At 47.5% G+C, this 23,884-nt stretch carries 24 protein-coding genes; all 24 read left to right on the forward strand.

Annotated features, from left to right (window positions below; all coding sequences use genetic code 11):
- Positions 1-8 precede the first annotated feature (8 nt).
- The 24 genes from H6A32_RS11615 to H6A32_RS11730 all read left to right on the forward strand — a co-directional run bounded on the left by H6A32_RS11615 (position 9) and on the right by H6A32_RS11730 (position 23,704).
- Entirely contained in the window at positions 9-1,181 is a 1,173-nt protein-coding gene (locus tag H6A32_RS11615) for a murein hydrolase activator EnvC family protein (RefSeq protein ID WP_242960258.1), read from the forward strand.
- Positions 1,182-1,204: 23 nt separating this feature from the next.
- Positions 1,205-2,413: a S41 family peptidase gene (locus tag H6A32_RS11620; RefSeq protein WP_087252496.1), complete on the forward strand. Its 1,209-nt coding sequence runs from the start codon at positions 1,205-1,207 to the stop codon at positions 2,411-2,413.
- A 96-nt stretch (positions 2,414-2,509) separates the two neighbouring features.
- The gene (locus H6A32_RS11625) at positions 2,510-3,844 is read left to right on the forward strand and encodes a dihydroorotase (protein ID WP_204864411.1); all 1,335 of its coding nucleotides are present in this window, start codon (positions 2,510-2,512) and stop codon (positions 3,842-3,844) included.
- 5 nt (positions 3,845-3,849) lie between these two features.
- A complete protein-coding gene (gene pyrF / locus H6A32_RS11630; protein WP_087169393.1) occupies positions 3,850-4,776 on the forward strand; it encodes an orotidine-5'-phosphate decarboxylase in 927 nt (308 codons plus the stop codon).
- A gap of 24 nt (positions 4,777-4,800) precedes the next feature.
- Positions 4,801-5,583, forward strand: a complete 783-nt coding sequence (locus tag H6A32_RS11635; RefSeq protein WP_138372827.1) for a dihydroorotate dehydrogenase electron transfer subunit — start codon at positions 4,801-4,803, stop codon at positions 5,581-5,583.
- Positions 5,583-6,488 (forward strand): dihydroorotate dehydrogenase, encoded by a 906-nt coding sequence (locus tag H6A32_RS11640; RefSeq protein WP_087169391.1) that lies wholly within the window; start codon positions 5,583-5,585, stop codon positions 6,486-6,488. Before H6A32_RS11635 ends, H6A32_RS11640 begins: the two co-directional genes overlap by 1 nt.
- A gap of 125 nt (positions 6,489-6,613) precedes the next feature.
- A complete protein-coding gene (locus tag H6A32_RS11645) occupies positions 6,614-7,039 on the forward strand; it encodes a GNAT family N-acetyltransferase (protein ID WP_087252499.1) in 426 nt (141 codons plus the stop codon).
- Positions 7,040-7,202: 163 nt separating this feature from the next.
- Positions 7,203-7,883: an orotate phosphoribosyltransferase gene (pyrE, locus tag H6A32_RS11650; RefSeq protein ID WP_087169390.1), complete on the forward strand. Its 681-nt coding sequence runs from the start codon at positions 7,203-7,205 to the stop codon at positions 7,881-7,883.
- Positions 7,884-7,896: 13 nt separating this feature from the next.
- Complete coding sequence (locus tag H6A32_RS11655) at positions 7,897-8,049, forward strand: hypothetical protein (protein ID WP_171027886.1); 153 nt, start codon at positions 7,897-7,899, stop codon at positions 8,047-8,049.
- 12 nt (positions 8,050-8,061) lie between these two features.
- Positions 8,062-8,565 carry a VanZ family protein gene (locus H6A32_RS11660; protein WP_087169389.1) on the forward strand — a complete coding sequence of 168 codons (504 nt, stop codon included), beginning with the start codon at positions 8,062-8,064 and terminating at the stop codon, positions 8,563-8,565.
- A complete protein-coding gene (locus tag H6A32_RS16425; protein ID WP_087169388.1) occupies positions 8,513-8,914 on the forward strand; it encodes a DUF6142 family protein in 402 nt (133 codons plus the stop codon). Before H6A32_RS11660 ends, H6A32_RS16425 begins: the two co-directional genes overlap by 53 nt.
- A 1-nt stretch (position 8,915) precedes the next feature.
- The gene (locus H6A32_RS11670; protein ID WP_243424913.1) at positions 8,916-10,964 is read left to right on the forward strand and encodes an aminopeptidase; all 2,049 of its coding nucleotides are present in this window, start codon (positions 8,916-8,918) and stop codon (positions 10,962-10,964) included.
- Between the two features lie 164 nt (positions 10,965-11,128).
- Positions 11,129-11,650 (forward strand): 5-(carboxyamino)imidazole ribonucleotide mutase, encoded by a 522-nt coding sequence (gene purE / locus H6A32_RS11675; protein WP_087169387.1) that lies wholly within the window; start codon positions 11,129-11,131, stop codon positions 11,648-11,650.
- A gap of 33 nt (positions 11,651-11,683) precedes the next feature.
- Positions 11,684-12,709 (forward strand): phosphoribosylformylglycinamidine cyclo-ligase, encoded by a 1,026-nt coding sequence (gene purM, locus H6A32_RS11680; protein WP_087169386.1) that lies wholly within the window; start codon positions 11,684-11,686, stop codon positions 12,707-12,709.
- Positions 12,703-13,329 (forward strand): phosphoribosylglycinamide formyltransferase, encoded by a 627-nt coding sequence (purN, locus tag H6A32_RS11685; RefSeq protein WP_087169385.1) that lies wholly within the window; start codon positions 12,703-12,705, stop codon positions 13,327-13,329. The genes purM and purN overlap by 7 nt, the downstream gene beginning before the upstream one ends.
- Before the next feature lie 72 nt (positions 13,330-13,401).
- Complete coding sequence (gene purD, locus H6A32_RS11690; RefSeq protein WP_204864412.1) at positions 13,402-14,676, forward strand: phosphoribosylamine--glycine ligase; 1,275 nt, start codon at positions 13,402-13,404, stop codon at positions 14,674-14,676.
- Positions 14,677-14,879: 203 nt separating this feature from the next.
- Entirely contained in the window at positions 14,880-15,809 is a 930-nt protein-coding gene (cysK, locus tag H6A32_RS11695; RefSeq protein ID WP_087169383.1) for a cysteine synthase A, read from the forward strand.
- A gap of 89 nt (positions 15,810-15,898) precedes the next feature.
- The gene (locus H6A32_RS11700) at positions 15,899-16,282 is read left to right on the forward strand and encodes a GntR family transcriptional regulator (protein ID WP_207738696.1); all 384 of its coding nucleotides are present in this window, start codon (positions 15,899-15,901) and stop codon (positions 16,280-16,282) included.
- A gap of 20 nt (positions 16,283-16,302) precedes the next feature.
- A complete protein-coding gene (locus tag H6A32_RS11705) occupies positions 16,303-18,741 on the forward strand; it encodes an ATP-dependent Clp protease ATP-binding subunit (RefSeq protein ID WP_191427039.1) in 2,439 nt (812 codons plus the stop codon).
- 68 nt (positions 18,742-18,809) lie between these two features.
- Entirely contained in the window at positions 18,810-19,223 is a 414-nt protein-coding gene (locus tag H6A32_RS11710; protein WP_087169381.1) for an endosialidase, read from the forward strand.
- Positions 19,224-19,353: 130 nt separating this feature from the next.
- A complete protein-coding gene (gene radA / locus H6A32_RS11715; RefSeq protein WP_087169433.1) occupies positions 19,354-20,709 on the forward strand; it encodes a DNA repair protein RadA in 1,356 nt (451 codons plus the stop codon).
- Positions 20,710-20,783: 74 nt separating this feature from the next.
- A complete protein-coding gene (locus H6A32_RS11720; protein ID WP_087252504.1) occupies positions 20,784-21,437 on the forward strand; it encodes a TetR/AcrR family transcriptional regulator in 654 nt (217 codons plus the stop codon).
- A gap of 83 nt (positions 21,438-21,520) precedes the next feature.
- Positions 21,521-22,423: an ABC transporter ATP-binding protein gene (locus tag H6A32_RS11725; RefSeq protein WP_204864413.1), complete on the forward strand. Its 903-nt coding sequence runs from the start codon at positions 21,521-21,523 to the stop codon at positions 22,421-22,423.
- 24 nt (positions 22,424-22,447) lie between these two features.
- Complete coding sequence (locus H6A32_RS11730) at positions 22,448-23,704, forward strand: MFS transporter (RefSeq protein WP_243424914.1); 1,257 nt, start codon at positions 22,448-22,450, stop codon at positions 23,702-23,704.
- Positions 23,705-23,884: the final 180 nt, after the last annotated feature.

A 23,884-nucleotide genomic window follows, 5' to 3' on the forward strand; every position in this document is an offset into this window, starting at 1 on the left:
AAAAGATCATGTTGAAAAAGAAAGCCAGACATATGGCAGCTGCGTTCATGGCGGGCATCATGATATTTTCACTTACCGCAGTTCCTGTGCAGGCTGATTCTATTTCAGAGGCCGAGCAGAGAGGAAAGGAGCTTCAGCAGCAGAAAGAAGCGGCGGAGAATGAGAAAAATTCACTTGCCGGTCAGCTGAATCAGGTAATCAGCGATATGCAGGAAGCGGAGGAAAAGCTGACAAAGAAGCAGGATGAGATCAAAAAAGCGCAGGATGAACTTGTGCAGGCCCAGATCCAGGAAAATGACCAGTATGAAGCGATGAAGCTTCGCATAAAATATATGTATGAGAACGGAAACACCAGCCTGATTGAGATCCTTTTAAGTGCCAGGAGTATGGGAGACCTGCTGAATAAAGCAGAGTATGTTCAGACAATCTCCGAGTACGACAGAAACATGCTGGAAAAGTATGAACAGCTGACAAAAGAGATTGAAAAGAAAGAACAGGCACTGAAGAAAGAGGAAGAGGAATTAAAGACACTTCAGAATGACCTGATTGCAAAGCGTGACAGTGTCAACCAGCTTCTCGCGGAAAAGGAAGTGCAGATTTCCAGTCTGGAACAGCAGATCGGTGAAAATGCCGCAAAGCTTCAGCAGCTGATTAAGGAGGCCGAAGAGGCCAAGAGACGTCAGGCGGAAGCGGAAGCTGCCAGAAAGGCAGCAGCAGAAGCTGCAAGGAGAGCCGCTCAGGCCGCATCTTCTTCCGGAAGTTCATCAAGTGCGGGAAGTTCCTATGTGTCCGGAAATGGTACACTGGCTTACCCGGTTGCAAGTCCGCGGATCACAAGCGGGTATGGATATCGTACAGCTCCGACGGCAGGTGCGACGAGCAGACATGACGGTATCGATTTTGGCGGAGCGACCGGAACGCCGATCTATGCGTCGGAAGCCGGAACCGTTGTCACGGCATCTTATAACAGCGCACGTGGAAATTATGTAGTAGTCAATCATGGAAATGGAATCCAGACATGGTACCAGCATTGCAGCGCCGTGTATGTCAGTGCAGGACAGAAGGTGTCCAGGGGACAGAATATTGCGGCGATCGGTGCGACGGGAATTGTAACCGGACCGCATCTTCACTATGAAGTACATGTAAACGGAACACCGGTGAATCCATTGAGTTACTTATAATTTCAGACTCAGAAAGGGATCAGATGGAAGATCAAAGGAAAGAAAAACGAATTTTACTTAAGGGGGCGCTTTACGGCGCCCTCACGATGTTTATGGCGGCACTGCTTGTGCTGGCAGGATTAACAGCAACGGGAAGGATCAGTCTTCACACGGATGCAATCAGTGCCGGCACGTCAAGGAAGGCTGCCGAGATACAGAGTATTATCGAAAATCAGTTTCTCTACGAGGATGAGGTAAGAGAGGAAGATCTGCAGGATATGTCACTGAAAGGCTATGTGGCGGGACTTGGAGATCCCTACTCGGTCTATTATGACAAGGAGGAGACAGAAGACCTTCTTGCTTCCACCGAGGGAAAATATGCGGGGATAGGGGCTTTGATGGCACAGGATCAAGAGACACTTGAGATTACCGTGCAGGAAGTCTACGAAGACACCCCGGCTGAGGACGCAGGAATGAAAAACGGAGATGTCCTTCTGTCGGTAGACGGAAAGGACGTGACGGGAATGTCCCTCTCAGATGTTGTAGATCTGGTAAAAGGAGAAGAAAATACGAAGCTCACCGTAACTGTACGCAGAGATGGCAGCAGTATTGATATGGAAATGACAAGAAAGATTGTGGAGAACCGGACTGTAAAGACCGAGATGAAGGAAGGCGGAGTCGGATATCTTAAGATTACCGAGTTTGACAGTGTTACTTATGAACAATTCCAGAACGGACTGGAAACGTTGGAAAAAGAAGGAATGACAGCTCTTGTCGTGGATCTTCGTGACAACCCGGGAGGAAATCTGGATACCGTTTGTCAGATTCTTGATCTGCTTCTCCCTGAGGGGACAATTGTCTATACTGAAGACAAAAACGGGGAGCGTGTGGACACGAAAACATCAGATGATGAGCACCAGTTTACGAAGCCCCTCGCAGTTCTTGTGAACGGCAGAAGTGCAAGTGCCTCTGAAGTTTTTTCCGGCGCGGTTCAGGACTATGGGACAGGAACCATCATCGGGACACAGACTTACGGGAAAGGGATCGTACAGACACTCTACTCCCTGTCTGACGGCTCCTGTTTAAAACTTACGACGGCACAGTATTTTACGCCGGACGGCCGAAATATCCATGGAGAAGGAATTACCCCGGATATTGTTGTGGAAAAGTCAGCGGATGATCAGACGGACAATCAGCTGGAAAAAGCGGTCGAGACAGTACAAAATGCCGTAGATGGAACAGAAAAGGAATGATATTTTCATTCCTTTTTTTTATGTCCTATGGTAAGATAGATATGATATATACTTGAGCATGAGGAATATGCAAAAGCAGAAAGGAAAGAAAACTGAATGAAAACATGGATTCAGAATGGACATGTGCTGGATCCGCTTACCGGAACAGATCAGGTCTGTGATGTTCTGGTAGACGGAGAAAGAATCAAAAAAGTAGGAACCAGAGAAGAAATACAGAGATGCCTTGAAAGTGAGGATGTGCAGATGCTGGATGCTTCCGGCTGCTACGTGATGCCGGGATTTATCGATCTGCATGTACATTTCCGCGATCCGGGGCTGACGTATAAAGAGACTTTGAAAACAGGAGGCGAAGCGGCTGCCCGGGGCGGGGTAACAACAGTATGCGCCATGCCGAATACAAAACCGGTGATTGATACGAAAGAAAAGGTGGAGGAAGTACACCGCCGGGCAAAGGAAGAGTCGCCGGTGAATATCATCCAGCTTGGAGCAATCACGGTAGGAGAAGAGGGAAAAGAACTTGCCGATATCAAAGGAATGGCAGAAGCAGGGTGTATGGCACTTTCCGAGGACGGAAAGTCAGTCATGAATTCCGCACTGTACCGTGAGGGAATGAAACTTGCGAAAAAGTACGGACTTCTGATTTTTGCGCACTGCGAGGAGATCGATCTGCGCCGGGATCCGGATACCGGAGAGGACGGCGTGATGAACAAATGTCAGAGAAGCGAGGAGCTTTCGCTTCCGGGAATCACCAATTCCGTTGAGGACATTATCACCGCTCGTGATATTTTTCTTGCAAAGGATACCGGAGTACACCTGCATCTGTGCCACTGCTCCACAAAGGGCACGGTGGATCTGATGCGGATGGCAAAGGCGGAAGGCATTTCTGTTTCAGCAGAAGTCTGCCCGCACCATTTTACCCTTTCCACCGATGATATTACGGAGGATCATGGACGGTTCAAGATGAATCCTCCGCTTCGGGAGATGGAGGACGTGGAAGCGCTCCGTCAGGGATTGAAGGAAGGCATCATGGAGGCGATCTCCACGGATCACGCCCCGCATTCCACAGAGGAGAAAGACGTACCGATGAGAAAGGCAGCGTTTGGAATTGTAGGACTTGAGACCAGCGCTGCACTGACTTATACAGAACTGGTCGAGGGAGGCGTGCTTACGCCGATGCAGATGGCAGAGCGCATGAGTCTCGCGCCGGCGAAGATTCTGGGATTGACGGACAAAGGTTCTGTATCCGAAGGAAAGATCGCGGATCTGGTTGTCTTCGATCCATCAAGAGAGTATGAGATCGATACAGATACCTTTTTCTCAAAAGGAAAGAACACTCCATTTGACGGATGGAAAGTCAAAGGAGATGTCAAATACACACTGGTAGACGGAAACGTTGTCTATAAAAATCAAGCATATGAGGAACAGGAGTAGAGAGTATGATTAACAAATTAGTGGAAAACATTAAGAAAACAAATGCACCGATCGTAGTAGGACTGGATCCGATGTTGAATTATATACCGGATCAGGTAAAAGCAAAAGCATTTGCAGAATTCGGAGAGACACTGGAAGGAGCTGCGGAAGCAATCTGGCAGTTCAATAAAGAGATCGTGGACAAGACTTACGATCTGATTCCGGCAGTGAAACCGCAGATCGCCATGTATGAGCAGTTCGGTATTCCGGGACTTGCGGCATTTAAAAAGACAGTAGATTACTGCAAGGAGAAAGGGCTTGTTGTTATCGGAGATATCAAGAGAGGAGATATCGGATCTACATCTGCAGCCTATGCGGTAGGACACATTGGAAAGGTACAGGTGGGAAGCAGATCCTACGCCCCGTTTGACGAGGATTTTGTGACAGTCAATCCGTATCTTGGTTCCGACGGAGTCAATCCGTTTATCGATGTCTGCAAAGAAGAAAAGAAAGGTCTCTTTATTCTTGTTAAAACATCCAACCCGTCAAGCGGTGAATTCCAGGATCAGCTGATCGACGGACGTCCGCTCTACGAACTGGTTGGAGAAAAAGTTGCCCAGTGGGGAGAAGGATGCATGGGAGATGAGTACAGCTACATCGGCGCGGTTGTAGGAGCAACGTACCCGGAGATGGGAAAAGTGCTCCGCAAGATTATGCCGAAGTCCTATATTCTGGTACCGGGATACGGCGCACAGGGCGGACAGGGCAAGGATCTCGTACACTTCTTTAACGAGGACGGTCTTGGAGCAATTGTCAACTCATCCAGAGGCATTATCGCGGCCTACAAGCAGGAGAAATACGCACGTTTTGGAGCCGAGAATTTTGGAGATGCTTCCAGAGCGGCTGTAGAAGATATGATTGCGGATATCAGTCAGGCACTGAACAACAGATAATACCGGATAAGGGGAAAAGAAGAGATGGCAGAAAGAGAAAAAGAACTGGCAGTGATTCATTCTCAGGAACAGCTGGCAGATGGAATTTTCAGTATGTGGATTAAGACGAAGGCGGCCGAAAGTGCAGTGCCGGGTCAGTTTATTTCCATGTACACAAACGATGGAAGCAAACTGCTTCCGCGCCCGATCAGTATTTGTGAGATCGACCGGGAGCAGGGAATGCTCCGGGTTGTATACAGGGTAACAGGAGAGAATACCGGAACAGAAGAGTTTTCCGAAATGAAAGCGGGAGATACACTTCCGGTCATCGGACCTCTTGGGAACGGCTTTCCTCTTGAGGCGGCAAAAGGAAAGAAAGCGTTTCTGATGGGAGGCGGAATCGGGGTACCTCCGATTCTCGAACTTGCCCGTCAGATTGACTGCGAAAAGCAGATTATTGTGGGATACCGGGATGCGCAGACATTCCTGAAAAAAGAGTTTGAGCAAAATGGAACGGTATATATTTCCACAGAGGACGGAAGTGTAGGAACAAAAGGAAACGTGATGGATGCGATCCGTGAAAATCAGCTGGATGCGGACATTATCTATGCATGCGGACCGACACCGATGCTCCGTGCAATCAAAGACTATGCGGAGGGAAAAGGCATTCCGTGCTACATTTCTCTGGAAGAGAGAATGGCATGCGGAATCGGCGCCTGCCTTGCCTGCGTGTGCAAATCAAAGGAAGTCGATCATCACAGCCATGTGCACAACAAGCGCATCTGTAAAGACGGTCCGGTATTTCTTTCGACGGAGGTGGAATTATAATGGCAGATACAAGAGTAACGATTGCGGGAGTAGAGTGGAAAAACCCGGTTACAACAGCCTCCGGAACCTTCGGATCCGGTGCGGAATTCTGTGAATTCGTAGATCTGAACAAGCTTGGCGCCGTGACGACAAAAGGTGTTGCCAATGTTCCTTGGGAAGGTAATCCGACACCAAGAGTGGCGGAAGTATACGGTGGCATGATGAATGCAGTAGGCCTTCAGAATCCGGGAATTGATGTCTTCTGTGAGAGGGATATCCCGTTCCTCCGTCAGTATGACACCAATATCATTGTGAATGTCTGCGGACGTTCCGAGGAAGATTACTGTGAAGTCGTGGAACGGCTTGCGTCCGAAGATGTGGATATGCTGGAGATCAACATTTCCTGTCCGAACGTCAAAGAGGGCGGAATCGCTTTCGGACAGAATCCAAAGGCGGCAGAAGCAATTACAAAGGCGGTAAAGAAATATGCAAAACAGCCGGTCATCATGAAGTTAAGCCCGAACGTGACGGACATCACGGAGATGGCAAAAGCGGTAGAGGCGGGTGGAGCCGATGCGGTTTCCCTGATCAATACGCTGACCGGCATGAAGATCGATATTAACCGGAAACAGTTCGTACTGGCAAATAAAACCGGAGGAGTATCCGGACCGATTGTAAAACCGGTGGCAGTGCGGATGGTATATCAGGTGGCAAACGCCGTGAAGATTCCGGTGATCGGTATGGGAGGAATCAGTACCTGGGAAGATGCTGTGGAATTTATTCTTGCGGGAGCAAGTGCCGTATCAGTCGGAACAGCGAATTTCTTCAATCCAAAGGCGACAGAAGAAATCGCAGAAGGCATTGCGGCGTACATGGACAAGAATGGATTCCAGACCGTGGCCGACATGACAGGCATTGTCAAATAACATTTGATTTTGGAAAAACGAAAGAAGATCGAAATACCAAAAAGAAAGAGTCTGGCGTATCGTAAAGGTACGCCTTTTCTTTTTCAACTTCTCTGTAAAAAGAAAGGAAGAAGGAGGAAAGCGGTATGATTCGCATGATGGAAGAAAAGGATCTTGACCAGGTGGCAGCAGTCTGGTTAAGTGGAAATAAAGAGGCACACCCGTTTGTGCCGAAGCAATACTGGGAGGAAAACCTTCCGGAGGTCAAAAAGCAGTTTTTGCAGGCGGAGATCTTCGTGTATGAGGAAGAGCAGGCTGTAAGAGGATTTGCCGGACTTCAGGGAGACTACCTTGCAGGAATCTTCGTGGAACAGAAATTCCGTTCCCGCGGGATCGGAAAGAGGCTTCTCGATGAGGTCAAAAAAACGCATCCGAAACTGACGCTGCATGTCTATCGGAAAAACAAGGGTGCAGCAGCGTTTTATGAAAGAGAAGGATTCCGGATTGCCGGAGAAGGTGTGGATGAAGCAACCGGGGAAGTAGAATACACGATGAGTTATACGAGAAAATAACCGGATATCAAATCTGATATGGAGGCCCCTGGGAATTGAAAAACTTCAGGGAGTATGTTAGAATTGAAAAGAATTTAACCGTTGCTGCCTGATGATGACGGGCAGAAGGATAAAAATAAAGAGTCTGGATGAAAAGTCCACAAACACGGAGGTTTGAAAAGAGATGGAAGCATACAAGAAAGAGTTTATCGAATTTATGGTGGAGAGCGATGTGCTCAAATTTGGAGAATTTACATTAAAGAGCGGACGGAAATCTCCGTTCTTCATGAACGCAGGAGCTTATGTGACAGGATCTCAGTTAAAGAAGCTTGGAGAATACTACGCAAAAGCCATCCACGACACATACGGTGATGATTTTGACGTGCTGTTCGGACCGGCTTACAAGGGGATTCCGCTCAGCGTTGTAACAGCGATTGCATACAGTGAGCTTTACGGAAAAGAAGTACGTTACTGCTCTGACAGAAAAGAGGAAAAAGACCACGGCGCAGACAAGGGAAGCTTCCTTGGGAGCCAGTTAAAAGACGGTGACCGTGTGATCATGATCGAAGATGTAACGACATCCGGAAAATCCATGGAAGAGACCGTGCCGAAGGTCAAAGGTGCTGCAGATGTAACAATCAAAGGACTGATGGTATCTCTGAACCGTATGGAAGTAGGGAAAGGCGGCGAGAAATGTGCGCTGGACGAAGTAAAAGACCTGTATGGATTTGATACGGCGGCGATTGTTACAATGGAGGAAGTTGTAGAGCATCTTTATAATCAGCCTTGCCAGGGAAAGATTGTGATAGATGATGCATTAAAAGCAGCAATTGACGCATATTATGAACAGTATGGAGTAAAATAAGGAGGCCTGTAAGATGGAAGAAAAAGTATACCGCAGCATGGGAGTCATCGGTGCATGCAATCTTGCAGTCGGAATCATTCTGATGGTTGTCGGAGTGACCTGCGGGATTTTGTCAATCATCGGAGGAGCGCACTTATTTAAAAATCAGAAAAAGCTTACATTTTAAGGCGGTGCCGATTTGAGAACACAGGAAAGAAACTGGCTGAGGAGACTTGGCAAATTGTTGTTTGTTCTTTACATTGTGTTTCTGTTCTGGTTTTTGTTATTTTCAGACTGGTATGGCCGAAGCGGTGAGATGAGGGAGTATCATTACAATCTGGAATTGTTCAGAGAAATCCGGAGATTCTGGACGTACCGGGAACAGCTCGGCCTGCTGACATTTACCAATCTGATTGGAAATGTACTGATTTTTGTGCCGTTTGGTTTCTTTATGCCGATGGCAAGCAGATACTGGAACCGGAGTTTTTTCCTTACCGTGTTTTATAGTTTTGGAATCAGCTTTTTTGTGGAAGTATTTCAGCTCCTTACGAAAGTAGGGAGCTTTGATGTAGATGATCTGCTTTTGAATACAGCCGGGGGACTGTGCGGATATATACTGTTTGCGCTATGTAATGTAATAAGGAGAAACTATGTGGAAAAACGACAAAGAAAACGACAGAGGCAGAAGAAGAATAAGAGGTAGAAAAAGACGGGAGAGGGAAAGAGAAAGACGAAAAAAAAGGATCCAAAAGAGAGATGAAAATAGAACACCTCATGCATCCAGAGGAATCACATCCTGCATCTATGCGGGAGGTTTTTTTGTGGCGCTGATTGTTATGATTATTATTTCCATTGTCACAGGAGGAAATGCTCCGGCGTTCGTCGGCGGGCTTGCGCTTGTGATCTTTTTTGGCTCATGGATGGGTGTTATCACCGGTTTCCGGGGATTCAAAGAACGAGACAAAAATTATATTACCTGTAAGATCGGAGTTGCATGTAATCTGGCAATTCTGATTGGTTTCGCGGGAATTTTTATCAGGGGGCTTTTGTAAGATGGATGATGTGATGGTAAGAGAACGATATGAGCTTTCCAAAGAGCGTCTCGGCGTTATCATGTTAGAGGAGACGGTCAAAGAGCCGTACCGGGATTATTTCAGAAAGACAGCAGAATTTCTTCTGATGCTGGACGAGGTACAGGAACTGGTACGAAACAGAGACTGGGAGAGCGCGGATATTTTGATGCTGGCGGAGGAGAACCGGAAGCTTTATGAGGATATTCTCCCGGAACAGTATGAGACAAGCTATGGAAATCCGGCTTATGCACAGAAAATGCTGGGAGAGACGTTTGGCAGTTTTTTAAGTGCGCTTTACAGTGAGATGCGTTCCGGCATTGTGTATGCATATGAAGGACAGATGGAATATCTCTCCATTCTGAACGAATTATTTATTGAGATTTATAACTGCTTTGAAGAGGAACCGGAGTATCAGGCAGTCAGAGATATTTTTTACTGGTACGCGAATGATTACTGTGAAGTATTTGCGGCAGACCGGATTATGGATCAGATCGATCCGGACCGTACCTTTGCGGTGGATATTATCTGCAGGAGTGATTTGAGCGATCTGAAGTATCTGTACCGCTATGGCGAATATATTTCCGACAATGAGATCGAGACGGCAAAATATATTGCCGATCTTCCGGAGGAGACGATTCAGAAGATGGCGGATGTTTATACAGAGGGATTCCGCAAAGGATTTGTTCTTGGAAATAAAGATCTGTCAAAGAAGACAACGGTAAACATCCGGTTTAAGCTTGGATTTGAGCGGGTCGTAAAGCAGGCAGTCGCAAACTTTGAAGCTATGGGGCTGCGCCCAACGATCTACCGTGCAGGGGCAAGTGTGCTGACAAGACGCGGTGTTTCCAGAAACGGGTATTTCGGAAGAATTCCAAATCAGCAGTATGATTACGACCATAAGGACGATCAGGCGCTGTTTATGGACAAGCACTATGTGGAGCGCAGGCTGGAAGTGATGAAGACTGTATACGAGCAGAATAAAGAGCTGGCAGCAGGATTTGCCGGCCCGGCAGTGATGGAAGTCTTCGGTGAGATTCCGTTTGCTCCGCAGAAGAAAGAAGAGGCGCTTACTCTTACGAAAAAGCAGGAAGAAATGCTGCTTTCCTTTGACGGCAAGGCAGGCCAGATCACAAATACCTATATTCCGGGCGATGAGAGAAGCTTTACGATCATCTCATGGCCGGTGCCGGAGATCGGAGAGAAGTTTGAGGAGATCTTTGGAGAAGTGATCCGGATCAATACGCTGGATTCAGACCTGTATTCCAAAGTACAGCAGACCATGATTGATGCTCTGGATGAAGGGGAGTCCGTACACATTCTTGGATCAGGCAAAAACCGTACTGATCTGACGGTACAGCTTTACCGCCTTCAGGATCCGCAGAAAGAAACGATTTTTGAAAACTGCGTTGCGGATGTCAATATTCCGGTGGGAGAAGTATTCACCTCTCCGGTGCTCAGAGGCACGAGCGGAGTGCTGCATGTAAGCCGGGTATATTTAAACGGTCTTCAGTACCGGGATCTGGAAATCCGTTTCCAGGACGGCATGATTTCCGGGTATGGATGCGGAAATTTTGAGGATGAAAAAGCGTGCAGGGACTGTGTGAAGGAAAACATTCTGTTTAACCATGAGACCCTTCCGCTGGGGGAATTTGCCATCGGAACCAATACGACTGCCTATGTGGCAGGACGCAGATTCGGAATCGAGGACAAGTATCCGATTCTCATTGCGGAAAAGACCGGACCGCATTTTGCGGTAGGCGATACGTGCTACAGCTACAGTGAGGATACGAAGGTCTACAATCCGGACGGAAAAGAGATTGTGGCAAGAGATAACGAAGTCTCCATTCTGCGAAAAGAGAATCCGGAACAGGCCTACATGCACTGCCATACAGATATCACCATCCCGTACGATGAACTGGGAGCGATCACGGTGATCCGGAAAGACGGAAGTGAAATTCCGCTTCTGAAAGACGGACGTTTTGTCCTGCCGGGAACAGAGATTTTGAACGAACCTTTGGACTGCCGCTAAATCATAAGCAGGGCAGGTTCCCAGTTATAAGAAAATATAATCACTACACAGGCGGGCATCGGTTGACAGAGCCCGCCTGTATTAGTAAAATAACTTATAAATAGGAATCTATTTATTTAGAAAACTTATAAATCATAGACCTGAGAAAAGAAAGGAAGGACACTATGCCAAAAGTGGGAATTGTTATGGGCAGCGACTCAGATATGAAAGTAATGAGCCAGGCTGCTGATATGCTGGAAAAATTAGGAGTAGAATACGAGATGACAATCATCTCCGCACACCGTGAGCCGGATGTTTTCTACGAATACGCGAAATCTGCGGAAGAGAAGGATTTCAAAGTAATCATCGCAGGAGCCGGAATGGCTGCGCATCTTCCTGGCATGTGCGCTGCAATCTTCCCGATGCCGGTCATCGGTATTCCAATGACAGGAAAGGTACTGGACGGTCAGGACGCACTTTATTCCATCGTACAGATGCCGCCTGGAATCCCGGTTGCAACAGTAGCAATCGACGGCGGAAAGAATGCTGCCATCCTTGCAGCGAAAATTCTTGCAACCTCTGATCCGGAGCTGCTTCAGAGATTGAAAGACTACTCAAAAGAAATGAAGGAAGAAGTCGAGGCAAAGGCAGAGAAGCTTGCAAAGCTTGGACATAAAGAATACATGGCTCAGAAAGCCGCAAAATAAATTCAGAAAACACGATCTTATGGAGGAACGATCATGGATTATAAGAATGCAGGTGTGGATATCGAAGCAGGTTACAAGTCAGTGGAACTGATGAAAGAGCACATCAAAAAGACGATGCGCCCGGAAGTGATCGGAGGACTGGGAGGATTTTCCGGTGCCTTTTCACTGGAGAAAATCAAAAACATGGAGGAGCCTGTATTGTTATCCGGTACAGACGGATGCGGAACAAAGGTAAAGCTTGCCATGGTACTGGACAAGCATGACACCATCGGAATCGATGCAGTGGCAATGTGTGTCAATGACATTGCCTGTGCAGGCGGTGAGCCGCTGTTTTTCCTTGACTATATTGCCTGCGGGAAAAATGAACCGGAAAAGATCGCTACGATCGTAAGCGGAGTTGCGGAAGGATGCGTACAGTCCGGCGCGGCTCTGATCGGCGGTGAGACAGCAGAGCATCCTGGACTGATGGCAGAGGATGAATACGATCTGGCCGGATTTGCCGTAGGTGTCTGCGACAAGAAGGATATGATTACAGGAGAGACATTAAAAGAAGGAGATGTCCTGATCGGCATCGCTTCCTCCGGTGTACACAGCAACGGATTTTCTCTTGTAAGAAAAGTATTTGACATGAGCAGAGAGTCTCTGGAGACGTATCATGAGTGTCTGGGATGTACGCTCGGAGAGGCACTTCTTGCACCGACAAGAATTTATGTAAAGGCTCTCAAGAGTATCCGCGAGGCAGGCGTGACTGTAAAAGCATGCAGCCACATCACAGGAGGCGGATTCTATGAGAATGTACCGCGTATGCTCAAAGACGGCACACATGCAGTAATCAGAAAAGACAGCTATGAAGTTCCGGCGATCTTCCGCATGCTTGCGAAAGAAGGGGATATCGAGGAACATATGATGTACAATACCTTCAACATGGGAATCGGAATGGTGATTGCCGTGGATGAAAGCGATGTGGAAGCAACACTTTCCGCAATCGAAGCAGCAGGAGACAAAGCCTGCGTGATCGGAAACATTGAGGCAGGAGAAAAAGGAGTCACATTATGCTAAGAGTGGTAGTCCTGGTATCCGGCGGCGGTACGAATCTTCAGGCCGTTCTGGATGCAGTGCGGGATGGAAAGATCACAAACACCGAAGTGGCCGGTGTGATCAGCAACAATAAAAAGGCATATGCCCTGACGAGGGCCGAGCAGGCAGGGATTCCGGCAAAATGCGTTTCCCCGAAAGACTTTGAGGACCGTGCCCGGTTTAACCATGCCCTCATGGAGGCGGTGGATGCGTTCCAGCCGGATCTGATCGTGCTTGCCGGATTCCTTGTGGTGATTCCGGCGGAGCTGATCCGTAAATATGAAAACCGGATTATCAATATCCACCCGTCTCTGATCCCGTCTTTCTGCGGAACGGGATATTACGGGCTGAAAGTACATGAGGCTGCCCTGGCGCGTGGAGTGAAGATTACAGGAGCGACCGTGCATTTTGTAGATGAAGGGACAGATACCGGACCGATTATTCTTCAGAAAGCAGTGGAAGTGTTCCCGGACGATACGCCGGAAGTGCTTCAGAGACGTGTGATGGAGCAGGCAGAGTGGCAGATCATGCCGGAAGCGGTCAATCTGATCGCCAACGGGAAAGTGTCTGTAAAAGACGGACATGTCGTGATTCAGAAATAGAGACAAAAAGGGGTATTGTAGGAAAGAAAGACAATACCCTTTTTCTGGTTGATACAGTAAGGAGGATGTCAGATGAAAGTAATGATTGTCGGCGGAGGCGGGAGAGAACACGCTATCGCCATGAGTGTCGCAAAGAGCAGCAAGGTGGAGAAGATTTACTGCCTTCCGGGAAATGCAGGGATCGAGGAGGTTGCAGAGTGTGCGCCGATCGGACCGATGGAGTTTGAGAAGATCCGGGACTTTGCAAAGGAAAAGAAGATCGATCTTGCTGTGATCGGAATGGATGATCCGCTGGTAGGAGGACTGACGGATGTCCTGGAGGAAGCCGGAATCCGTACCTTCGGACCACGGAAAAATGCGGCGATCCTCGAGGGAAGCAAGGCGTTTTCCAAAGATCTGATGAAGAAATACAATATTCCGACGGCTGCTTACGAAAATTTCGACAATGCAGAGGAAGCGGTTTCCTATCTGGAGACAGCCAAATATCCGATTGTCTTAAAGGCAGACGGACTTGCGCTTGGAAAGGGCGTTCTGATCTGCAACAGTTTTGAGGAAGCAAAAGAAGGCGTCAAAGAGATCATGCTGGATAAGAAATTCGGAGCATCCGGAAATACAATGGTAGTGGAAGAGTTCATGACAGGAAGAGAAGTATCGGTTCTCTCTTTTGTGGACGGCAAAACCGTAAAAACGATGACTTCCGCACAGGACCACAAGCGTGCCAAAGACGGAGATGAAGGATTAAATACCGGAGGAATGGGTACATTTTCACCGAGCCCGTTCTATACAGAAGAGATTGCGGCATACTGTGAGCAGCACATTTTCCAGCCGACCGTGGACGCTATGCGTGCGGAGGGAAGAGAGTTCAAGGGAATTATCTTCTTTGGACTGATGCTTACAGAAGACGGACCGAAGGTACTGGAATATAATACCAGATTTGGAGATCCGGAGGCGCAGGTCGTGCTTCCGAGAATGAAGACAGACATTGTAGATGTCATGGAAGCATGCATTGACGGAACGCTGGATCAGGTCAATCTGGAATTCGAAGACAATGCGGCAGTCTGCGTTGTGCTGGCGTCTGACGGCTATCCGGTTGCCTACGAGAAAGGCATCCCGATTACCGGGTTTGAAAACTTCAAAGACAAAGAAGGATATTACTGTTTCCATGCGGGAACGAAGAAAAATGAGAAAGGCGAGATCGTAACAAACGGCGGCCGTGTTCTTGGCATTACCGCAAAGGGAGCAGACTTAAAAGAAGCAAGAAAGAACGCTTACGAGGCAACGGAGTGGATTTCCTTTGCCAACAAATATATGCGCCATGATATCGGAAAGGCCATTGACGAGGCATAAAGGTGCGGGAAAACCGGAAGAACGGGTACAGAAAGAGGCTCTGTATCCGTTTTTTCATTTAACAGGAAACTTCGTTCCCTGTTAAACAAAAACGCTCCGCGGGATGCGCACTCGCGGAACTCTTTGTTCTTTCCAGCCTTGATTGCAAAAGGAGAAAGAAGGGCATATAATAAGAAGAACGAGAAGAAAAGGAGTAAGGTCAGATGATTTATGAAAATATACTTGAGGCGGCAGGGAATACCCCTCTGATCCGTCTGCAGCACATGACAGGGAAGGATGACGCGCAGATTCTTGTGAAATTTGAGGCGGTCAATGTGGGTGCTTCCATCAAGACGCGGACGGCACTTGGAATGATCGAGGCGGCTGAAAAGGAAGGAAAAATTACAAAAGATACCGTGATTGTGGAGCCGACAAGCGGAAACCAGGGAATCGGTCTTGCATTGATCGGTGCAGTAAAAGGATATCGTACAATCATCATCATGCCGGATTCTGTCAGTGAGGAGAGAAGAAAACTGGTCCGTCAGTACGGAGCGGAAGTCCGACTGATCCACGATGCGGGGAATATTGGCGACTGCATTCAGGAATGCCTGAACACTGCCCTTCGGATGGCCGAAGAAAACCCGAATGTTTTCGTGCCGCAACAGTTCGAAAATGAGAATAATGTCCGGGTGCACTATGAATGGACCGGACGGGAGATTCTTTCACAGGCAGACTGCACCATCGACGGATTTTGTTCCGGAATCGGTACCGGGGGTACCATCACGGGAATCGGGAAGGCACTGAAAGAGGCAAATCCGGACACCGTCATCTGGGCAGTCGAACCGGAACATGCGGCGATTCTTTCCGGAAAGGAAGTGGGAACCCACGTGCAGATGGGAATCGGGGACGGGCTGATTCCGGGCATCCTCGATCAGGAGATTTATGATGATATTACAATTGTGACAGACGAGGAAGCCCTTCAGACAGCCAGAGAACTTGCGGCGAAAGAAGGACTGATGTGCGGGATCTCCAGTGGAACGAATGTGGCAGCAGCCCGCAGAATGGCAGCACAGCTTGGAAAAGGAAAAACTGTGGTAACGATCCTCCCTGACACGGCAGAACGGTACTTCTCCACGCCGCTGTTTGAAGCATAGGAAAGCCGGATAAAGTATCTTTTTCTTGCAAAATCATGCCATCTGTTATATGATGTGTGTAACAAACGAAAGAAAAGGGTGGAGCGTTTATGAAAGAAATCATGATAGAGATTGATTTTAACAGTGATGAAGCGATCTACATGCAGCTGCGCAACCAGATCATTATGGGGATCGCACTTTCCGCGATTCAGGATGGAGACACGCTCCCATCGGTGCGAAAACTCTCCGAGCAGATCGGCGTGAACATGCACACGGTCAATAAGGCTTATACCGTACTGAAGCAGGAGGGATTCATACAGCTTGACAGAAGGAGGGGAGCTGTGATTGCGGTCAGTGAGGATAAACTTCACGCGCTGGAAGATATGAAGAGGCAGCTCCGTATGGTCCTTGCAAGAGGATACTGTAAAAATATTACGCGGGAAGAAGTACACGAGCTGGTGGACGAGATTTTCCACGAATACGAGACAGAGTAAATCAGATCAGGAGGATAGGCATGGAGAACAGATATACAAGGCAGGCACAGGAAGCACTGGATGCGGCCGGAAACTACGCGAAGGATTTCAAGCATCCGTACATCGGGACAGAGCATCTGCTTCTGGGGCTGAAATCTGTCTATTCCGGAGTGGCAGGGCAGGTACTGGATATGAACGGCCTGAAAGAGGATGAAGTGGTGAAAGTCGTGGGAGAACTGGTGTCCACGGTAGGGGAAGAGACCTTTTCGGGGACACCGGAAGAAAGCCCGAGACTGAAATTCATACTGGAGGAAAGCCGGAAGATCGCGGAGCGTTTCCGTATGGAAGAAATTGGAACGGAGCATATGCTTCTGGCAATTATTCAGGATACTGACTGCGTGGCGGCAAGGATTCTCATCACTTTGAATTTAAATCTTCAGAAGGTGATGCAGGACTGCCTCACTGCTATCGGAGAAAATCCAAAAGCATTTGCCGAAAAAAATGAAGGCGCTGCAAAAGGCGCAGTTCTGGAACAGTACTGCACCGACCTGACAGCCCTTGCGGAAGATGGAAGGCTGGATCCGGTGGTCGGCCGTGAGGAAGAGATGCAGAGACTGATGCAGATCTTAAGCCGCAGAACAAAGAACAATCCGTGCATGGTCGGTGAGCCGGGTGTAGGAAAGACGGCAATTATCGAAGGCATTGCACAGCGGATCGCCAAAGAGGCGGTCCCGGAAAAAATGAGAGAAAAAAGAGTACTGTCACTGGATCTGGCGGCTCTGATTGCCGGCTCCAAATACCGGGGTGAGTTTGAAGAGCGGATGAAACGACTGGTCAATGAAGTGAAGGCGGACGGAAACATTATCCTGTTCCTGGATGAGATTCATACGGTAGTCGGCGCAGGCGGCGCGGAAGGCGCCATGGATGCGTCCAATATTTTAAAACCGTCTCTGGCAAGAGGGGAGATCCAGCTGATCGGGGCAACAACGATCACGGAATACCGGAAATACATTGAAAAAGATGCCGCGCTTGAGAGACGATTCCAGCCGGTCATGGTAGAAGAACCGTCCAAAGAAGAGACTGTTCGGATTCTGGAGGGAATCCGTGAGAAATATGAAGCGCATCATAAGATTGCAATCAGCCAGGAGGCGCTTGAGGAGGCAGTGGTACTCTCTGACCGTTATATCAGCGACCGATTCCTGCCGGATAAGGCGATTGACGTTCTGGATGAAGCCTGCTCCAAAGCAGCGCTTCGCGGCTTCAAAGTACCGGAGAACATTGAGCAGATGGAACAGCTGGTAAGGAATCTGGATCAGGATCTGGAAGCATCCATCAAAGAAGGGCGTATGGAAGAGGCATCACTTCTTGTGAAGGAGAAAAAGGCAACCAGTGAGAAACTTCGTCAGGCCAAAGGAAGACTGAACCGGAAACAGAAGAATTCCCGGATTGTCCTGACAGAAGGGGATATCGCGGAAGTTGTGGCAGAATGGACAAAGATTCCGGTGCAGAAGCTTGCCCAGTCAGAGACAGAGCGTCTCAGAAAACTGGAGAAGACATTGCACAAACGAGTGATCGGACAGGAGGATGCGGTGAGTGCGGTAGCAAGAGCAGTAAAAAGAGGCCGGGTCGGCCTCAAAGATCCGACCAGACCGGTAGGCTCATTCCTCTTCCTTGGACCGACAGGAGTCGGAAAGACCGAGCTTTCCAAGGCACTGGCTGAGGCACTGTTCGGGGACGAAGAGTCCATGATCCGGATCGACATGTCCGAATACATGGAAAAACACAGCGTATCCAAGCTGATCGGCTCCCCTCCAGGATATGTAGGACATGAGGACGGCGGACAGCTCAGCGAAAAAGTCAGACGGCATCCATATTCTGTGGTACTCTTTGATGAGATCGAGAAAGCGCATCCGGATGTATTCAATATCCTGCTTCAGGTGCTGGATGACGGACATATCACAGATTCTCAGGGAAGAAAAGTAGACTTCAGAAACACGGTGATCATTATGACCTCCAATGCGGGCGCACAGTCCATCGTGGATGCAAAACGTCTCGGATTCAATGCCGTGCAGGACGAAAAAGAAGACTATAAAAAGATGCAGAGCAATGTAATGGATGAAGTGAAACGGATCTTCCGGCCGGAGTTTTTAAACCGGATCGATGAGATCATTGTGTTCCATGCCCTGACAGAAAAAGAACTGGAAAAGATTGTAGGACTGTTATGCCAGGATCTTGTCAGAAGGGCAAAGGAACAGCTGGATATTACACTGAAAATCCGAAGCTCTGTGAAAAAGAAGATTGCCGAAGCCGGAAATGACCGGAAATACGGAGCAAGACCGTTGAAACGTGCTCTGCAGACACAACTGGAAGATCCGCTGACAGAAGCGATACTGAATGGAGAGATCAAGCGGGGCGATCTGGTAGAAGCAGGAGTTTCTAAAAAAGAGATAAAATTTACAGTGAAAGAGACAAAGAACTAGAAAAAAAGAGCCGTTTATTATATAATGAGACTACGGTAAATATAAGATACGACCAGGAGGAAAAAGACATGACAGCAGTCAAAGAGTTACTGAGGGCGAATGAGGATGGAACGATCAGCTTCGGCGATTATACCTTACCTTCCAAGACGAAGAAAGAAGGATTCGAGTTTGAGGGAGATATCTATAAGGTGAAGACCTTTTCAGAGATCACAAAGCTTGAGAAAAATGGCATGTTCGTTTACGAATCGGTCCCAGGAACTGCAGTAGAAGGATTCCGCGCGGAGGAAAGCGGAGTATCTTTTCAGGTGAGCGGTAAAGAGGATGCTCAGTTTACACTGGAACTGGAGGCGGACAGCGAATACACTGTATATCTGGATGATGTGAACGCAGGGAAGATGAAGACAAACCTGAGTGGAAAATTAAGTGTCAGTGCAGAGCTGCAGCCGGATCAGACTGTTTGTGTGAGAATCATAAAAGCATAACTGGACAGGCAAAATGCTGCAAAGACCGGAAGATGGCTTTGCAGCATTTTTTTATTCTATCAGGAAAGTATATTGGACTTACTTCAGGTATTATCAGAGAGAAATTCAGTCAGGAAAGAGGAAAATCAGAATGGCAAAGACAAAAAAGACGGTATTTTTCTGTCAGAATTGCGGGCACGAGGAGGCAAAATGGCTTGGGCAGTGTCCCGCATGCAAGGAATGGAATACATTTGTAGAAGAAAAGAAAATCCCGGAAAAGGGCAGTATGACCAGAGACCGGGAAAAAGCAGAGCCGGTTTCCCTCTCACAGATAGAAACAAAAGGGGAGGACAGAATCCGGACAGAGATGGAAGAACTGGACCGTGTACTTGGTGGAGGGATTGTCAAAGGCTCTCTCGTTTTGGTGGGCGGGGATCCGGGAATCGGAAAGTCCACGCTGCTTTTGCAGATGTGCCGGATTCTGGGAGATAAGAAAGAAGATATCATTTATATTTCCGGAGAAGAATCTGCAAGGCAGATCAAACTTCGGGCAGACCGGATGGGGGACTTTAGTGACCGGATTACCCTTTTGTGTGAAACAAATCTGGAAACAATCGAGGAAGTGATTCAGAGGAAAAAACCGGATGTGGCAGTGATCGATTCTATCCAGACGATGTACAGCGAGGAGATTGGTTCTGCGCCGGGAAGTGTTTCGCAGGTACGGGAGGCAACCAACACATTGATGCATCTGGCAAAAGGTATGGGAATTACGATCTTTATTGTCGGCCATGTGACAAAGGAAGGAACAGTGGCCGGTCCGAGAGTGCTGGAACATATGGTGGATACGGTTCTGTATTTTGAAGGAGACAGACATGCGTCCTACAGGATTCTGCGGGGAGTCAAAAACAGATTTGGTTCCACCAATGAGATCGGCGTCTTTGAAATGAGAGAGGACGGGCTTCACGAAGTCAAAAATCCGTCTGAATTTATGCTGAACGGCAGGCCGGAACAGGCGTCAGGTTCCATTGTAGCATGCTCCATGGAAGGAACAAGGCCGATTCTTCTGGAAATTCAGGCGCTGGTCTGCCGGACAAACTTTGGTATGCCGAGAAGAACGGCAGCGGGCACAGATTATAATCGTGTAAATCTGCTGATGGCAGTACTGGAAAAACGGCTTGGCATGGCTCTGGGAGACTGCGATGCTTATGTGAATATTGCAGGTGGAATCCGGATGAATGAACCTGCCATTGATCTTGGTATTGTTCTGGCGCTTGTATCCAGTTATCAGAATAAAGTCACAGATCCGCATATGATTGTGTTTGGAGAAGTCGGATTAAGCGGGGAAGTCCGTGCGGTCAGCATGCCAAAGCAAAGAGTTCTGGAAGCGAAAAAACTTGGATTTCAGACCTGTATGCTGCCGGCTGTTTCCATGGACAGCGTTGGCAAGGTTGAAGGGATGAGGTTGATCGGGGTAAAAAATGTCGGCGAAGCAATTCAATATCTATAAAAGGGTTGACAAACATACCGACAGTATGATAAATTCTATACATACTAAAAGTATGTATAGAGGAGAGGATTGAAATGGCACGAAACAAGCATCCGGAAGAGACTGTGGAAAAGATCCTGGATGTAGCAAGCCGCCTGTTTCTGGAAAAAGGTTATGAGCATACATCTATCCAGGACATCATCAACAACCTGGGGGGCTTGAGTAAGGGGGCAATTTATCATCATTTCAAATCAAAAGAAGACATCCTGATCGCAGTAACAGACCGTATGACAATGGAATCAAACCAAGGACTTGCAAAGATACGGGATGCATCCGCCATGAACGGGAAGGAGAAGCTGCAGGAGATTTTCAAGGCTTCAATCAACCGTCCGGTACAGAAAGATATTTTTACGGTGGCTCCGGATTTTCAGAATAATCCCCGGCTGCTTGACAGTCTTCTCCGGGAGACGGTCGAAGTAGTGGCACCGTACTATATTCTTCCGATTATCAAAGAGGGAATTGAAGATGGATCGATCCAGACAGAGTTTCCGGAACAGCTTGCTGAGCTGATTATACTGGCGGCTAATATCTGGATGAATCCGATGGTGTTTGACAGTAGTCCGGAAGAGTCCTATGCAAAATTTATGGTATTCAGACAGATGATGCAGGGATTCGGACTGGACATTGTGGATGAAGAAATGGTGCAGAGACTGCAGGAACTGGCAGTGATTTACAACAAAAAGAAATAGTAAAGGGATTCTGCCCTGAAAAACGGGCAGTTCTTTTATAAAATTTTACATACCGACGCCCGGTATTAAAAGGAGGAAAGAATATGGTCATAGCAGAAGCAAAAGGAATCGGGAAATGGTATGAGGACAAGTGTGTACTTTTGCAGTGCAGTATGGAGATCCGGGCAGGGGAAAGTTATGGACTTGTAGGAATCAATGGAGCCGGTAAGACAACATTGATGAAAATTCTGCTGGGACTTCAGAGGGCAGAGGAAGGAAGTGTTCTTCTATGTGGCGAAAAGCCGCAGACAGACAGAAGATATCTGACCCGGATCGGCAGTATGATAGAAAGGCCCGTATTTTATGAACATCTGAATGCGGTGGAAAATTTAAAAATGCATCTTGCGTATATGCAGACATCTGGAAATATTTCAGAGATCCTGCATCAGACCGGATTGTTTTCAGTCAGGAATAAGCCGGTATCTACATATTCGCTTGGTATGAAACAGAGGCTTGGACTGGCGCGTGCTATGATTCATCATCCTGATCTGTTTGTACTGGATGAACCTTTTAACGGGAATGACACTTTTGTTTTTGGCGGTCTCGCAGACGGAAGGAGAGGAAGATACGATTTTTCTTATTTGGGAAGGACAGGCGGCACTAGTGAGTGCGCTAAACTTTGCGTGCTGCACTATCTTTGCGACAACGGCAACAGGAAATGTGATCATCAGGGATTATGGAAAAGAGAAAGCATCCCTTCTTTTTTCTTACCCTGTTCCAAGAAAAAAGATCTATCAGGTCAAATGTCTGTTGGTAGGTGCGTTGACTTTGCCAGTCGCAATTACAGGAATTGGAGTACCGCTTGGAGTGTTGTATGCAGTGTCATGGGTAACAGGGATTCAGCTTCAGATGATTTCAGACAGATTCTGGATGGAGGTACCTGTAGCAGGAATGAGCGTGGTATTTGTGGCGGGAGCCATGTTTACCTGCAACAGAACAACAAATAAAATAGAAAAAATGAAGGTATAATCATGATGAAAAAAGCACGATTTTCGAGAGACTTTATCCTTGTTGTAATCGGGCAGATCATTTCCCTGTTTGGAAATGCAGCACTGCGCTTTGCGATCCCGCTTTATCTACTGAACCAGACCGGCTCTTCTGTGCTTTATGGTACGGTGACGGCCTGCGCATTCCTGCCATCAATAGTTATGTCGCCGATTGGAGGAATTGTGGCAGACCGTGTAAACAAAAGGACGATTATGGTTGTTCTTGATTTTTTTACAGCTGCATTAACTATTTTCGTTTCGATTTTTTTGGAGCAGGACGGTCAGATTCTCCTTTTGGCAGGTGCTCTGATGCTGCTGTACGGAATTGCGGGAGCGTATCAGCCATCTGTTCAGTCCGCAATTCCCGTATTGGTAACACAGCAGCATGTCATGAAAGCAAATTCGGTGATTAATACGGTGAATTCATTGTCTTCTCTGACCGGACCTGTACTTGGAGGAGTCCTTTACAGTACTTATGGACTGCGTACTGTTCTGATTGTCTGTTCAGCCTGCTTTTTTGCATCGGCAGTAATGGAAATCTTTATTCATATTCCATATAAGAAGCCGGAGAAAAAAGAGGGAATCTGGAAAATCGTCCGTGCAGATTTTGAGCAAAGTTTTCAATTTATAAGAAGAGAGCGCCCGGAGATCGGAAAAGTTGTGCTGGTAATCTGCGGAATCAACCTGTTTTTGTCAGCAATGATTATAGTAGGAATGCCATACATCATTACAGAAGTATTGGAGATTCAGACCAATCTGGCAAACAGACTTTGTGGATTTGCAGAAGGAGCACTTGGAGCAGGAGGGCTTGCCGGTGGCATATGTGCGGGAATCTTTTCAGAAAAGCTACAGATAGAAGATGCAGGAAAAGCAATACTGATCTGCGCGTTGTGTTTGTTTCCAATGGGGATTTCGATGCTTCTTCCTGTTTCTGCGCTGACAGTTTATGGAGTAATGGCAGTATGTTGTTTTATAGTCATGCTGTTTTCCACGATTTTTACAGTACAGATGATATCGTACATTCAAATTGCGACACCTCGGAATCTGATAGGAAAAGTAATTGCAATGACACTGACGGTGTCGACATGTTCACAGCCTTTAGGTAATGCACTGTATGGAATCTTGTTTGATGCATGTCGGGATAAAGAAGCATTTGTTATATTGTTTGCCGGAATCACGTCTCTTCTTCTGGCAGCAGGAACCGGGAAATATTTTGGAAGCCTGAGATCACAGCCGCGCTGAAAAGCGCGGCGAAACAGGTAAAAAAAGCAGAAAAAACCAAAGAGCGAAAAAAGATAGAAAAAGTCAAAAAAAGTTGTTGACATTTATAAGCCTGGATGATAATATATAACACGTTCCGCTGATAACTGTCAGCACAAAACATCTCAGAGTGACAATCCTGAGGACGGCTTTTCCGCATTG

Origin of the sequence: Drancourtella massiliensis (assembly GCF_016900655.1) — a bacterium.
Lineage (GTDB): Bacteria > Bacillota > Clostridia > Lachnospirales > Lachnospiraceae > Sellimonas > Sellimonas catena.